Annotated in this window: 12 protein-coding genes; all 12 read right to left on the minus strand. The window is 70.1% G+C overall.

From position 1 onward, the window contains the following. Positions 1–34 precede the first annotated feature (34 nt). The 12 genes from C9J49_RS10385 to leuD all read right to left on the minus strand — a co-directional run bounded on the left by C9J49_RS10385 (position 35) and on the right by leuD (position 13,485). The gene (locus tag C9J49_RS10385) at positions 35–598 is read right to left on the minus strand and encodes a CvpA family protein (RefSeq protein ID WP_035596057.1); all 564 of its coding nucleotides are present in this window, start codon (positions 596–598) and stop codon (positions 35–37) included. Next, positions 595–1,314 (minus strand): SPOR domain-containing protein, encoded by a 720-nt coding sequence (locus tag C9J49_RS10390; protein WP_035596061.1) that lies wholly within the window; start codon positions 1,312–1,314, stop codon positions 595–597. The genes C9J49_RS10385 and C9J49_RS10390 overlap by 4 nt, the downstream gene beginning before the upstream one ends. After that, the gene (gene folC, locus C9J49_RS10395; protein ID WP_107182035.1) at positions 1,311–2,657 is read right to left on the minus strand and encodes a bifunctional tetrahydrofolate synthase/dihydrofolate synthase; all 1,347 of its coding nucleotides are present in this window, start codon (positions 2,655–2,657) and stop codon (positions 1,311–1,313) included. Before folC ends, C9J49_RS10390 begins: the two co-directional genes overlap by 4 nt. Before the next feature lie 7 nt (positions 2,658–2,664). Next, positions 2,665–3,648: an acetyl-CoA carboxylase, carboxyltransferase subunit beta gene (gene accD / locus C9J49_RS10400; RefSeq protein WP_107182036.1), complete on the minus strand. Its 984-nt coding sequence runs from the start codon at positions 3,646–3,648 to the stop codon at positions 2,665–2,667. Between the two features lie 72 nt (positions 3,649–3,720). After that, the gene (trpA, locus tag C9J49_RS10405; protein WP_046080225.1) at positions 3,721–4,524 is read right to left on the minus strand and encodes a tryptophan synthase subunit alpha; all 804 of its coding nucleotides are present in this window, start codon (positions 4,522–4,524) and stop codon (positions 3,721–3,723) included. Positions 4,525–4,533: 9 nt separating this feature from the next. After that, positions 4,534–5,748 (minus strand): tryptophan synthase subunit beta, encoded by a 1,215-nt coding sequence (gene trpB / locus C9J49_RS10410; protein WP_107182037.1) that lies wholly within the window; start codon positions 5,746–5,748, stop codon positions 4,534–4,536. A gap of 58 nt (positions 5,749–5,806) precedes the next feature. Beyond that, a complete protein-coding gene (locus C9J49_RS10415) occupies positions 5,807–6,448 on the minus strand; it encodes a phosphoribosylanthranilate isomerase (RefSeq protein WP_107182038.1) in 642 nt (213 codons plus the stop codon). Continuing rightward, positions 6,441–7,388 (minus strand): tRNA pseudouridine(38-40) synthase TruA, encoded by a 948-nt coding sequence (truA, locus tag C9J49_RS10420; protein WP_046080221.1) that lies wholly within the window; start codon positions 7,386–7,388, stop codon positions 6,441–6,443. Before truA ends, C9J49_RS10415 begins: the two co-directional genes overlap by 8 nt. 7 nt (positions 7,389–7,395) lie before the next feature. Further along, entirely contained in the window at positions 7,396–9,924 is a 2,529-nt protein-coding gene (locus C9J49_RS10425; protein WP_107182039.1) for a FimV/HubP family polar landmark protein, read from the minus strand. A 287-nt stretch (positions 9,925–10,211) separates the two neighbouring features. Continuing rightward, the gene (asd, locus tag C9J49_RS10430) at positions 10,212–11,324 is read right to left on the minus strand and encodes an aspartate-semialdehyde dehydrogenase (RefSeq protein ID WP_107182040.1); all 1,113 of its coding nucleotides are present in this window, start codon (positions 11,322–11,324) and stop codon (positions 10,212–10,214) included. 165 nt (positions 11,325–11,489) lie between these two features. Continuing rightward, positions 11,490–12,569: a 3-isopropylmalate dehydrogenase gene (gene leuB, locus C9J49_RS10435; RefSeq protein WP_107182041.1), complete on the minus strand. Its 1,080-nt coding sequence runs from the start codon at positions 12,567–12,569 to the stop codon at positions 11,490–11,492. Positions 12,570–12,831: 262 nt separating this feature from the next. Beyond that, positions 12,832–13,485, minus strand: coding sequence for a 3-isopropylmalate dehydratase small subunit (gene leuD, locus C9J49_RS10440; protein ID WP_107182042.1), 654 nt, complete (start codon positions 13,483–13,485; stop codon positions 12,832–12,834).

Here is a 13,485-nt window from a genome sequence, read left to right on the forward strand (position 1 = left end):
TTGGGCGGCGCTGGAGCCGCCTCGATCGATCATGTCAGGGGGTGGCGACCTCGTCATCCCGTGCCTGCGACGGCATCAGGGAGACGGGGTCGCCGAGGGATTCGGGGGAGACCGGCAGCCGTCCTTCCCAGGCGGCCAGGCGACCGACCGCCCAGTCCTTCAACTGCAGGAAGGGCGGCCGCAGGCTGGCCTGCTGCCAGGCCTCGAGTTGTTGCAAGGGGGTCAGGCCGATCAGCAGGGTCGCCACCACCAGGATGGCGCTGCCCTTGGCCAGGCCGAAGGCGGCACCGGCCACGCGGTTGAACAGGCCCATGCCGACCCACTCCACCGCCGCCTGGATCAGGCGGATGACCACGCCGCAGGCCAGAATGACGCCCAGCACCACCAGCACGAAGGCGAGGATCAGGCGACCGTCGGGGCTATCGATCAGGCCCTCGAGCCGGACGGCCAGGGGCTCGGCCAGCCAGCGCGCCGCCAGCAGCGCCACCACCCAGGCCGCCAGGCCCAGGGCCTCGCGCACCAGGCCACGTACCAGCCCGGCGATGCCGGTGACGGCGAGCACCGCCACGAACACCCAATCCAGCCAGGTCAGGGTCACTCGGCCTCCACCAGCAGTCCCTGGAGATTGAGGTCGGCCTTGAGCTCGCTCATCGCCTGCTCGGCGACCTCACTACGGGCATAGGGCCCGACGTACACGGTGGTCAGATCGTTGTTGCGCGGGCGGCGATAGGCCGGAAAGCCCTGCTCCTCGAGGCGCGCCTCGAGCCGCTCGGCGTTGGCCGGCTCACCGAAGCTGCCCACCTGCACCGCCCATTCGCCGCCGGAGACCGCCTCTCGGGTCGGTGCGTCCGAGGCCGCCATGCGCTCGTCGGCGGCACGGGCCAGATCGGCGATGGGGTCCGACGCGGGCGCGTCGGCCTCTGAAGACTCGGCATCGCCAGAGGCGGACGCGGCCTCCGTCGAGGCCTGCTGCGTGGTGTCCTGGACGGCCGGCGCATCGTCGCTATCGGAAGACGAGGCCTCGACCGACGCCTGCCCCGCCTCGACCGAGACGACGTCATCGGCGGAGGACATCGCGTCGACACCGGATGCCCCCTCTTGCGCCGGAGACTCGGCGTTCGCCGACAGTTCCTCCGGCGGCTCGGGCGCTTCGGGTTCGCGGTGTGGCACCTCGATCGGCTGCTCGATGCTCATGGTCGGCTGCGGGCGATCTTCCCGCGGCGCCGGGTCATCGAACAGCAGCGGCAGGAAGATCACCGCCAGGGCCAACAGGATCAGCGCACCGCTGATCCGCTCTCGCCATCCGTACTTCATCTCGTTCCCTCGCTGCCGGCCTCCATGGCAGTCTGCGCCGGCTCGGCCCAGGCCGCCAGTACATCGGCCACGGTGAAGAAGGAGCCACACACCAGGACCCGGTCCGCCGGGCTCAGGCGCTCGCCCAGCCATGCCACCCCCGCCGCCGGGGAATCCGCCCGATGCCACACCGGCTGGCCGAGTGCCTCGAGGGTCGCGGCCAGCGCCTCGGCGCTACGCGCCCGATCGCCCTCGAGAGTGACCGGCAGCCAGGCATCGATGGCCGGCGCCAGGGCGCCGATCACGCCCTCGGCGTCCTTGTCGGCGAGCATGCCCAGCAGGGCGACGGTGCGCCCCTCGCAGGGCCGCTCGGCCAGACGCTGGGCAAGATACTCGGCGGCATGAGGGTTGTGGCCGACGTCCAGGCACCACTGCCCGCGCCACTGCATGCGCCCGGGCAACTCGACGCCGGCCAGCGCTCGGCGGCAGGCCTCGGCCTCCAGCTTCCAGCCGCCCAGGGCAAACGCCTGCAGGGCGGTGGCGGCGTTGTCCAGCGGCAGCCCCGGATCGGGGAGCGCCTCGAGGCGCGCGACGGCGCCTTCGGCATCGTGCCCCTGCCAGGTCCAGCCGCCCTCGCCCGTCTCTCGGCAGGAAGTCTCGCCCCGGCATTCGACACGCGTGAATGCCGCCCCGAGGGCATGCACCTGGGCGCCCAGCGCCTCGGCGGTGGCGGCGACGCTTTGCGGAAGCGCCTGGCTGCCCAGCACCGCGGGACGCCCCGCGCGCATGATGCCGGCCTTCTCGCGGCCGATGACCTCGAGATCGTCGCCCAGATAGGCGGCATGATCGCGAGCGATGGTGGTCACCACCGCCACGTCGGCGTCGAGCACGTTGACCGCATCCAGGCGACCGCCGAGGCCGACCTCGAGGATGGCGAGTTCCGGCGAGCGTTCACGGATGGCATGCAGCGCCCCCAGAGTGCCGGCCTCGAAGTAGGTCAGGCTGATCGGCTCGCCGTCGAGACGCGCGGCCTCGACGGCCTCGAAGCCCGCCACCAGCTCGGCATCGCCGGCTTCCGCGCCGTCGAGGCGCAGCCGTTCGTTGTAGCGCAGCAGATGAGGCGAGGTGTAGGTGGCGGTGCCGACCCCGTGCTCCCGGGCCAGCGACTCCAGCATGGCGACGGTGGAGCCCTTGCCGTTGGTGCCGGCCACGGTGATCACGCGCCCGGCGATGGGGCCGTCGAGCAGCCCCATGCGGCGGGCGACCTCGGCCACCCGTTCCAGACCGAGGTCGATGCTGACCGGATGCGCCGCTTCAAGCCGCGCCAGCCAGTTCCCGAGGGAAGCGGAAGGAGCCTCGTTCATGACGCCATCAACGCTCGGCGTCCTGACGCGGCTCGGCGCCGTCGTCCGCCGGCTCGACCGGGGCATCCTCGGCCTGCTGAGCGGTATCGACCAGATCCGGCTCGGCGGCCTCGGGCGCGTCGGCCGGGCCATTGGCGGGCTGGTGGGTCAGCTTGCGCAGCACGCCGCCGAGGCGCTCACGCATCTCGTGGCGATGGACGATCATGTCCACGGTGCCGTGCTCGAGCAGGAACTCGCTGCGCTGGAAACCTTCCGGCAGCTTCTCGCGCACGGTCTGCTCGATGACCCGCGGGCCGGCGAAGCCGATCAGGGCGTTGGGTTCGGCAACGTTGAGGTCGCCCAGCATCGCCAGCGAGGCGGAGACGCCGCCGAACACCGGGTCGGTGAGCACCGAGATGTAGGGCACGCCGGCCTGCTTGAGCTTCTCCAGCGCGGCGGAGGTCTTGGCCATCTGCATCAGCGAGAACAGCGCCTCCTGCATGCGTGCACCACCCGAGGCGCCGAAGCACACCAGCGGCACGCCCGCGTCCAGGGCCTGCTCGGCGGCGCGAACGAACTTCTCGCCCACCACGGCGCCCATGGAGCCGCCCATGAAGGTGAACTCGAAGGCCACCGCCACGACCGACATGCCGTCCAGCTGGCCGCGCATGGCCACCAGCGCATCCTTCTCGCCGGTGGACTTCTGGGCCGCGGTCAGACGGTCCTTGTACTTCTTGGAATCACGGAACTTGAGGCGGTCGACCGGTTCGAGATCGGCCGCGATCTCCTCGCGACCTTCCTTGTCGAGGAACCAGTCGAGGCGCTTGCGCGCGGTGAGACGCAGGTGATGCTCGCACTTGGGACAGACGTGGTGGTGCTTCTCGAGTTCCGGCAGGTAGAGCACCCCGTCGCACTTGGGGCACTTGCGCCACAGGCCGTCCGGCACGCTCGAACGGCGGTCCTTGCGCTGAATGCGGCCCACCGAGGGCACGATCTTGTCTAGCCAGCTCATGTCAGAAACGCTTCCATTTTTGCGGTCGCCCCCTCCGAGCGGGGCGACTGTCGAATCGATATTCGGGGTCCGTCAGGCGTCCAGGGCCTGGCGCATCTCGCTCAGCACGGCTTCCAGCTTGGCGGGAATCGCCGCCGGGCGCTCGGCGTTCTCGGCGATGCGCGAAACCAGGGCACTGCCGACGATCACGCCGTCGGCCACTCGGCCGACCTCGGCGGCCGAGGCGCCATCGCGGATGCCGAAGCCCACGCACAGCGGCAGGTCGGTCATCTCGCGCAGTGGGGCCAGATGCTCGGCCACGTCCGCGGCATCGACGCTGGCGCCTCCGGTGACACCCTTGAGCGAGACGTAGTACAGATAACCCTCGCCATGGGCGCATATTGTAGCGGCCCGGGCACGGGAAGTGGTAGGGGCCACCAGGAAGATCGAGGCCAGACCGCGCTCCTTGAGCACCGGCCCCATCAGGTCGGCCTCCTCGGGTGGCATGTCGACGAGCAGCACGCCGTCGATGCCGGCGTCGCGAGCGGCGTCGGCGAAGGCCTCGAGCCCCATGCGCTCGACGGGATTGAGATAGCCCATCAGCACCACCGGGGTCTCGGCGTCGTCGCGCCGGAACGCCCGCACCATCTCGATCAGGTCGGCCAGGCGCACGCCGTGCACGAGGGCGCGCTCGCAGGCCTTCTGGATCACCGGGCCATCGGCCATGGGATCGGAGAACGGCACGCCCAGCTCGATGACGTCGGCGCCGGCGCGCACCAGGGCGTGCATGAAGCCCACGGTGTGCTCGGGCGCGGGGTCGCCGGCGGTGATGTAGGGAATCAGCGCGCGGCGCCCCTCTTCCTTCAGCGCGGCGAAGCGTTGGTCGATACGATTCATCGGTGTCCCCTAGAGTTCGATGCCGTCGAGCTTGGCGACCGTCAGGATATCCTTGTCGCCGCGTCCGGAGAGGTTGACCACGATATGCTGGTCGGGCCGCATCTGCGGCGCCAGCACCCTGGCATGGGCCAGCGCATGGGCCGACTCCAGCGCCGGCATGATGCCCTCGACGTGGGTCAGCTCGCGGAAGGCCTCGAGCACCGCATCATCGTCCGCCGCCACGTAGTTGACCCGGCCCACGTCCTTCCATAGCGCATGCTCGGGCCCCACGCCCGGATAGTCGAGCCCGGCGGAGATCGAATGGGTGTCGCTGACCTGACCGCCCTCGTCGGACATCAGATAGGTGCGATTGCCGTGCAGCACGCCACGTGGCGCCCCGGAGGCCAGCGGTGCGGCGTGACGGCCGGTGGCCACGCCATCACCACCGGCTTCGACGCCGTACATGGCGACCCCGTCGTCCTCGACGAAGGGATAGAACAGCCCCATGGCGTTGGAGCCGCCGCCCACGCAGGCGATCAGCGCATCGGGCAGGCGACCGAACTCCTCCAGCGACTGGCGGCGCGCCTCGCGGCCGACCACGGCGTTGAAGTCGCGCACCAGCATCGGATAGGGATGCGGCCCGGCCACGGTGCCGATGATGTAGAAGGTGTCGTCGACGTTGGTCACCCAGTCGCGCAGCGCCTCGTTCATGGCATCCTTCAGGGTACGGGTGCCCGACTCCACCGGAATCACGTTGGCGCCGAGCAGGCGCATGCGATAGACGTTGAGCTTCTGTCGCTCGACGTCCTCGGCGCCCATGTAGACCTCGCACTCGAGCCCCAGTCGCGCCGCCACGGTGGCGGTGGCCACGCCGTGCTGGCCGGCGCCGGTCTCGGCGATCACCCGCGGCTTGCCGCTCTTCTTCGCCAGCAGCGCCTGACCGATGGTGTTGTTCACCTTGTGCGCGCCGGTGTGATTCAGGTCCTCGCGCTTGAGCCAGATCTGGGCGCCGCCCAGCCGCTGCGACCATCGCTCGGCGTGATAGAGCGGCGAGGGCCGACCCACATAGTGGGCCAGGTCGTGGTCGAATTCCGCCTGGAACGCCGGATCGTCGCGCAGCTGCGCGTAGGTCTTGTCCAGCTCTTCCAGGGCGAAGCTCAGGGTCTCCGAGACGAACCGCCCGCCGTAGGGGCCGAAGTGGCCGCGGGCATCCGGCAGCCGGGTCAGGTCGCTGAACTTGCTCACAAGGACACCTCACAGGATCGCCAACAGGGAATGGTCGTGAATGCGTCGGCCGCGGGAGTCAGCCATCGGCGTGCCGGACCGCGCGGAGAAAGTCGACCATTTCCGCGCCGCCCTTGATGCCGGGCGCGGTCTCGATGCCGCCGGAGACATCCACCGCCAGAGGGCGCACCGCGGCGATGGCCTCGGCCACGTTGGCCGGCGTCAGGCCTCCGGCGAGAATAACAGGTTTCGCCAGGCACGCGGGGATGCGCGACCAGTCGAAGGTCTCGCCGGTGCCGCCGGGCACGCCGGGGCGATAGGCGTCGAGCAGCAGCGCCCGGACGCCTATGTAGTCGCGGGCCGCGGCGTGAACATCCAGGCCGTCGCGCATGCGTAGCGCCTTGATCCAGGGCCGGGGCGCGGCCGCGCAGAACGCCGGCGTCTCCTCGCCGTGGAACTGCAGCAGGTCCAGGTGCTCGGCGGCCCGGGCCACCAGCGCCTCGTCGGGGTCGACGAACAGCCCGACCCGGGTGACGAAGGCCGGCACCCGGGCGGCCAGCGCGGCCAGCCGCTCGAGGCCCACCGCCCGCTTGCTGCCGGGCCACAGCACGAAGCCCAGGGCATCGGCCCCCGCCGCCACCGCGGCGTCGACGTCCTCGGGGCGGGTCAGGCCGCAGAACTTGACCCGGGTGCGGCCGAGGGCCGCGCCATGCTCAAGCATCGTCGCCCTCCTCCGCCGCCAGCGCCGCCGCGGCATTGGCCGCCCGGGAGCGGTCGCGCCGGTAGGCGGCCATGGGCGAATCGGGCACCGCCCGCTCGCCGCTCCACTCGCCGAGGAAGGCCAGCAGATTGGGGCCCAGCGGCTCGGCAGGCAGCTCCCAGCTCTCGTCGAAGAGGCAGTCGACGAAGTGGAGGCCGTGAGCCGGCGCGGTGACGTCGCCCAGCGTACGATCGCGCAGGGTCAGCAGCCGGCCGATGTGGCCCTCGTCCTGGGCCCCACGCCCCACCGACATCAGCGCCCCGGCGATGTTGCGGATCATGTGGTGCAGGAAGGCGTTGCCCTGGACGTCGATGACCACCAGCGGGCCGTAGCGATTCACCTCGATGAAGTGCAGGTGACGCCAGGGCGTCGTCGACTGGCAGCCGGCGGCGCGAAAGGTGGAGAAGTCGTTCTCGCCGACCAGCGCCTGGGCGGCGCGGTGCATGGCCTCGGCGTCGAGCGGATCGCGACACCAGGTCACGTTGTGGCGCTCGAGCACCGGAGGACTGGTGCGATTGAGGATCACGTAGCGATAGCGCCGCGCCAGTGCCGAGAAGCGAGCGTGAAAGTCGTCGGCCACAGGCTTGACCCAGCGCACCGCGATATCACGGGGCAGGTTGGCGTTGGTGCCGAACACCCAGGCCTTCTCCGAACGCAGCGAAGGCGGGTCGAAGTGAATCACCTGGCGGGTGGCGTGCACGCCGGAGTCGGTGCGGCCACTGCACATCACGGAGACCGGTGCGGCGGCGACGCGAGACATCGCCTGTTCCAGGGAGGCCTGCACCGAGGCGCTGTGCTTCAGGCGCTGCCAGCCGCAGTAGGCGGTACCGTCGTATTCCACGGCCATGGCCAATCGGCCGCGAAGGGGTTGCTTGTCGTCGAGACGATGAAAGAAGGTCATGCGTTCTTCATGGCTGATGGCGGTCGAGCAGGTCGCGCGCCTCTTGCCGGGCGGCGGCGTCGTTGGACGCCTCGAGGAAGCGCTCCAGCATGACGCGCGCCTCGCGAACCTCGCCGACCTCGAACAGGTGGCGTGCCTCGTCCAGGGTGGCGATCGCGGGCGCCGCGTCGTCGGGACCATCATTATCCCCGGGCAGCGGCGGGAACGCCACCTCCTCGACCTCCCACGAATCCGCGTCACGGCCGCCCCCGCCGACCGGCGTGAACTCGACCTGCGGCTGGCTCGGCGTTTCCTCCCGGGGTGCGACCGGCTCCAGCGGTGGCGGCCGGTAGTCGATGACCTGGCGGCCGTCTTCCTTGGTCCGGGTCGCCACCTGGGGCATCTCAGGCTCCGAGGCCGACGCCGGGGCCTCCGGTGCGGCATCTGGCTCGCCGTCCTGCTCCGGCTCGAATGACGTTTCGAACGGCGCCTCATCGTCCTGTCGCCCGTGATCGCTGGACGAACTCGCCTCTCCGGGTGCGGGCTCGATGACCGGCGGGCGATAGCGCGACAGGTCCTCCTGTGCCGCCTCCGGGCGCGTCACACCGGCCTCCGGCTCGTCAGGCTCGGCAGCGGCTTGCGACTCGCCCCCATCGCCGAAGAGACGCGGCGGGCGCTCGTCGGCCGCACCGAAGACCGCACGCTCGATGGGCGCCTCGTCATCCTCGACGACCGGTCCCATCAGCCGGAGCACCTCGGCACGTGCCGACTCATCGCCGGAGGCCCGTAGATGCTCGGCCTGGGCCTCGGCGGCGGCGCGATCGCCCTGCTCCAGCTGCACCCGCATCAGCTTGAGGCGCAGATCCTGGCGCTCCGGCTCCCGCGCCACGCCGGCTTCCAGCAGCTCACGAGCCTGATCGTAGCGGCCATAGGCAATGAAGATATCGGCCTCGCTGATCGCCTCCGTCTCCGGCATGGCGTCACGCACCGAGCGCCTGGGTACGCCGATGGCGTCGCTTCCGGCATTCGGCGAGGCCGGCTCGCCCGGCGGGCGTATGACCCGGTTCTCGCCGAAGGCGGCCGCCGGGCGCTGTGTCGACGGCGCGACCTCTTCCGCGCGACGCCAGCGCACCAGGCCCCAAAGCGCCAGCAGCAGCGCGACCGCCGCGCCGCCCAGCACCAGCGGCCGCCCGACCGCCCCCTGATAGAGCGCGCCCCACCAGGGGCGCGGCTGACCGGCCCCGCCATCACCAGCGCTCTCGGGCGGCGCCACGCCGCCGGTTCCCGCCGCATCGACACCGGTACCCCCGGCCGCCAGGGCCGCGACCCGGTCGCGCAGCGCGTCCAGCTCTTCGCGCAGCCCGCCGACCTCGGCCTCCAGCGCGTCGCGCTCGGCCTGCAACTCGGCCAGGGCCGAACGACTCTCCTGGAAGCGCTGCTCCAGACGCAACAGACGATCGCCATCGGTCAGCCCGCCCCGGGCGGTGATGTCCGCCAGCACTCCGGAATCGATCCGCTCGGCGGCGTCGGATGACGCCGGGGACGCGTCCTCTTCCGCGCTGCCGGCCTCACCGCTCGCATCGCCCCCGGCACCACCGGCGTCGACGCCGTGGTCACCCAGGCCGGCGGCGACCTCCGCGTCGGTCAGCAGGGTCAGCCGCGGCGCCTGATCCCGCGAGGCCTCGCGTGGCGCCCCAGGAAACGCGACCGCGGTCTCGTCGGCGACCGCCTCGGGCGTCTCGCCCCCGGAGGTATCCACCTCGGCCATGGCCGGCTCGGCGGAGCCCAGCGACACCGGTGCCGGCGCCCCACCGCCGCGGCTGGCCCAGGCGCTGTTCATGGCCTGCACCAGCTCGGCCGACCTCGCTGGCGAACGCACGGCGATCGCCTCGCGGGAGGGCACGGTCAGGGTGAAGCCGGCACGCATCTCATTGATGTTGCCGCTGGGGAAGACCTCGGGATTGGCCTCGACCAGCGCCAGCATCATCTGGTTCATGCCGATGCCGCTGTCGGGCCGCAACCGGTCGGCCAGCATCCACAGGGTATCGCCGCTGCGCACCCGAGCCGGATCGACGCCCCCGCCGGCCGACACGGCTCGCGCGGGCGGCGCCGGCGAGGACGACGTCGCGTCCCCGCTGCCCTCGACCAGCGCCGGCATGGCGGCATAGTCAGGCGGGTCGAGCAGCAGCGTCACCTCCTGCAGCTGGCGACCGCCCGGCCAGTCGAAGCGCAGCAGCAGATCGACCCAGGGCTCGCGCACGGCACGCTCGGTGGTGAGCTCCAGCACCAGCCGCCCCTGGCGGCGCCGGACCGCCAGGTCGACGCTGGCCGCCAGCGGCGTGCGGGTCAGCCCCGCGGCACGATAGGCATCACCGTCGGCCACCGAGGCGTTGAGCCGGCCGACCTCGAGACCGCCGGTATCGGTCAGCGGAATGGTGGCGCGCAGCGGCACGTTGAGGGGCGAGACGACCTCGGCATTACCCAGCCCCAGGGCCAGCGCCAGCGGGCTGACCAGGAAAAGCGGGAGCAGTGTGGTGAGCGATAGCGTGTGTTTCATGGATCCCCTTGCAACCGCCCGGTCGGACGCGCTGGCACGCCGCCGAGGCAGAACGATAAAACGATGTCTGACTGACGGGTCTAACACATCCGGCTCGTTGGCAACGCCAGGCCACCCACGCCCGTCCCAGGCGGAATTCAACGTCACTCATTGATCCGTGACAGGGCGAGCCGCCCAACGACAGGCGGGGCGCCCCCGAAGGAGACGCCCCGCCAGCTCCGCCCACATGAAGCGGAAGGAAATCCGCGATTCCGTCGCAAGCGCGATCAGGAAACCGGGGATGCCCCTTACTGCTCGCGCAGGATCTTGAGCATCCGCTTGAGCGGCTCGGCCGCGCCCCACAGCAGCTGGTCGCCGACGCTGAAGGCGGACAGGTATTCGCCGCCCATGGCCAGCTTGCGCAGGCGGCCGACCGGCACGGTCAGGGTGCCGGTGGCGGCGGCCGGGGTCAGGCCGTCGATGGTGGCATCCTTGTCGTTGGGGATCAGCTTGACCCAGTCGTTATGGGTCGCGATGCGCTCCTCGATCTCGTCGAGCGGCACGTCCTGGCGCAGCTTGATGGTGAACGCCTGGCTGTGGGAGCGCATGGCACCGATGCGCACGCAGAGACCGTCGATCGGCACCGGATTGTCCTGCAGGCCGAGGATCTTGTTGGTCTCGACGTTGCCCTTCCACTCCTCGCGGCTCTGGCCGTTGTCGAGCTTGGAGTCGATCCACGGCAGCAGGCTGCCGGCCAGCGGCGCGCCGAAGTTGTCGGTCGGGAACTCGCCCGAGCGCATGGCCGCGGTGACCTTGCGGTCGATGTCGAGGATGGCGCTGGCCGGGTCGGCGAGCTCGTCGGCCACGCTGTCGCGCAGGCCGCCCATCTGGTTGAGCAGCTCGCGCATGTGCTTGGCGCCGGAGCCGGAGGCCGCCTGGTAGGTCATGGAGGTCATCCACTCGACCATGTCGGCCTCGAACAGCCCGCCCAGGCCCATCAGCATCAGGCTGACGGTGCAGTTGCCGCCGACGAAGGTCCTGGCGCCGCGGGCCAGCTGCTCGTCGATCACCTTGCGGTTGACCGGGTCCAGCACGATGGTGGCCTCGTCGGCCATGCGCAGGGTGCTGGCGGCGTCGATCCAGTAGCCCTTCCAGCCGCCGTTGCGCAGGTCCTCGTAGACCTTCTTGGTGTAGTCGCCGCCCTGGCAGGTGATGACCACGTCGAGGGCCTTGAGGGCCTCGAGGTCGAAGGCGTCCTTCAGCGGAGGCACCTCAACGCCGACGTCGGGGCCGGCCTGACCGACCTGGGAGGTGGTGAAGAAGATCGGCTCGATGCCGTTGAAGTCTCCATCTTCCACCATCCGCTGCATGAGCACGGAACCCACCATGCCCCGCCATCCGACGAAACCGACTTTCAACATGTGAAGTCCTCCAGAAAGAATTGAACCCGTTAGTCTACAGAAAAAAGCGTGCCCTAACAGCGAGCGCCCGGTTGTCGAGATCGCGACACGAAATGGCAGGAAAACGCACGCTTCCTGCCACTTTCATCGCCTCGACCGCTTCGGCGACGCGCTGCCGTCAGGCGATCAGAGCGCCTCGAAGGCCGCCAGCACGGCGTCGCCCATCTCGCTGGTGGAAACGCGGGGGGCGCCCTTGGCGGCGATGTCGGCGGTGCGCAGGCCATCGTCGAGCACCTTGCCCACGGCGGCCTCGATGCGCTCGGCCAGCTCGGCCTCGCCCAGCGAGTAGCGCAGCATCATGGCCACCGAGAGGATGGTGGCCAGCGGATTGGCCAGGCCCTGGCCGGCGATGTCCGGGGCGCTGCCGTGGCAGGGCTCGTACATGCCCTGGCCGGATTCGTTGAGCGAGGCCGAGGGCAGCATGCCGATGGAGCCGGTGAGCATGGCGGCGGCGTCGGAGAGGATGTCACCGAACATGTTGCCGGTGACCACCACGTCGAACTGCTTGGGCGCGCGGACCAGCTGCATGGCGGCGTTGTCGACGTACATGTGCGACAGCTCGACGTCCGGGTATTCCGGCGCCAGCCGCTCCATGACCTCGCGCCACAGCATGGTGACCTCGAGCACGTTGGCCTTGTCGACGGAGCACAGCTTCTTGCCCCGCTTCTGGGCCATCTCGAAGGCGACGCGACCGATGCGCTCGATCTCGGCCTCGGAGTAGACGTAGGTGTTGTAGCCGACCCGCTGGCCGTCGCGCTCCTCGATGCCGCGGGGCTGGCCGAAGTAGATGCCGCCGGTGAGCTCGCGCACGATCATGATGTCGAGACCGGACACCAGCTCGGGCTTGAGGCTGGAGGCCTCGGCCAGCTGCGGGTAGAGCAGCGCCGGGCGCAGGTTGCCGAACAGGCCGAGCTCCTTGCGCAGGCCCAGCAGGCCCTTCTCGGGACGCTTGCTGATGTCCTCGAGCTTGTCCCACTTGGGACCGCCCACCGCGCCCAGCAGCACGGCATCGGCGGCCCGGGCCTTGGCCAGGGTACTCTCGGGCAGCGGCGAGCCCTCGAGATCGTAGGCGGTGCCGCCGACCGGCGCTTCCTCGACCTCGACGTCGAGGCCGCGGGCCTGACAGGCGGCCAGCACGCGGCTGGCCTGGGCGGTGATTTCCGGGCCAATGCCGTCGCCCGGGAGAACCAGAATCTTGCGTGTCATCGTATCTTCCTTGCTGGGAAAGCGGAGCTGACTCGGAGGCAGGCCGCCGAGGAGGCGCTGTGAACCCATCCCTGGGCGCTACCGGCGCCATCCATGGCGCAGGACCTCCTCTCTGACCTGCCTCCGACGCTCCGCCGTCATATCTCTGAGAAACGAGCCGGTCGACAATCAGGCGAGGTGATCTCAGAAAGAGTCGCCTCAACCATGGCAAAAAACCCTCGCGCCAACTCGACCCGGCGCCCCTCGCGTTCTGTATCCCGCCTCAGGCGCCAACCTCATCGCGGAACAGCCAGGGACGCGCGGCGCGATGCTGCTGTTCAAAGGCGCGGATGGCGTCCTCGTCCTGCAGGGTGATGCCGATGTCATCGAGCCCCTCGAGCAGGCAGTGCTTGCGGAAGGCGTCGACCTCGAATTCGAGGACCTCGCCGGACGGTGTGATGATGCGCTGGGCCTCGAGATCCACGTCGAGGCGATAGCCTTCCTCGGCCTCGGTCTCGCGGAACAGCCGGTCGACCTGCGCCTCGGGGAGCTTGATCAGCAGGATGCCGTTCTTGAAGGCGTTGTTGTAGAAGATGTCGGCGAAGCTCGGCGCGATCACCGCCCGGAAGCCGAAGTCGGCCAGCGCCCAGGGGGCGTGCTCGCGGGAGCTGCCGCAGCCGAAGTTCTGGCGCGCCAGCAGCACGCTGGCGCCCTTGTAGCGCGGCTGGTTGAGCACGAAGTCCGGATTCAGCGGACGCTGCGAGCAGTCCTGCCCCGGCTGGCCCTCGTCCAGATAGCGCAGTTCATCGAACAGGTTGACGCCGAAGCCGGTGCGCTGGATCGACTTCAGGAACTGCTTGGGAATGATCAGGTCGGTGTCGACGTTGGCGCGATCCAGCGGCGCGACCAGGCCCTGGAGACGTTCGAATTTCTGCAT

Source organism: Halomonas sp. SL1 (assembly GCF_003030865.2).
Lineage (GTDB): Bacteria > Pseudomonadota > Gammaproteobacteria > Pseudomonadales > Halomonadaceae > Halomonas > Halomonas halophila.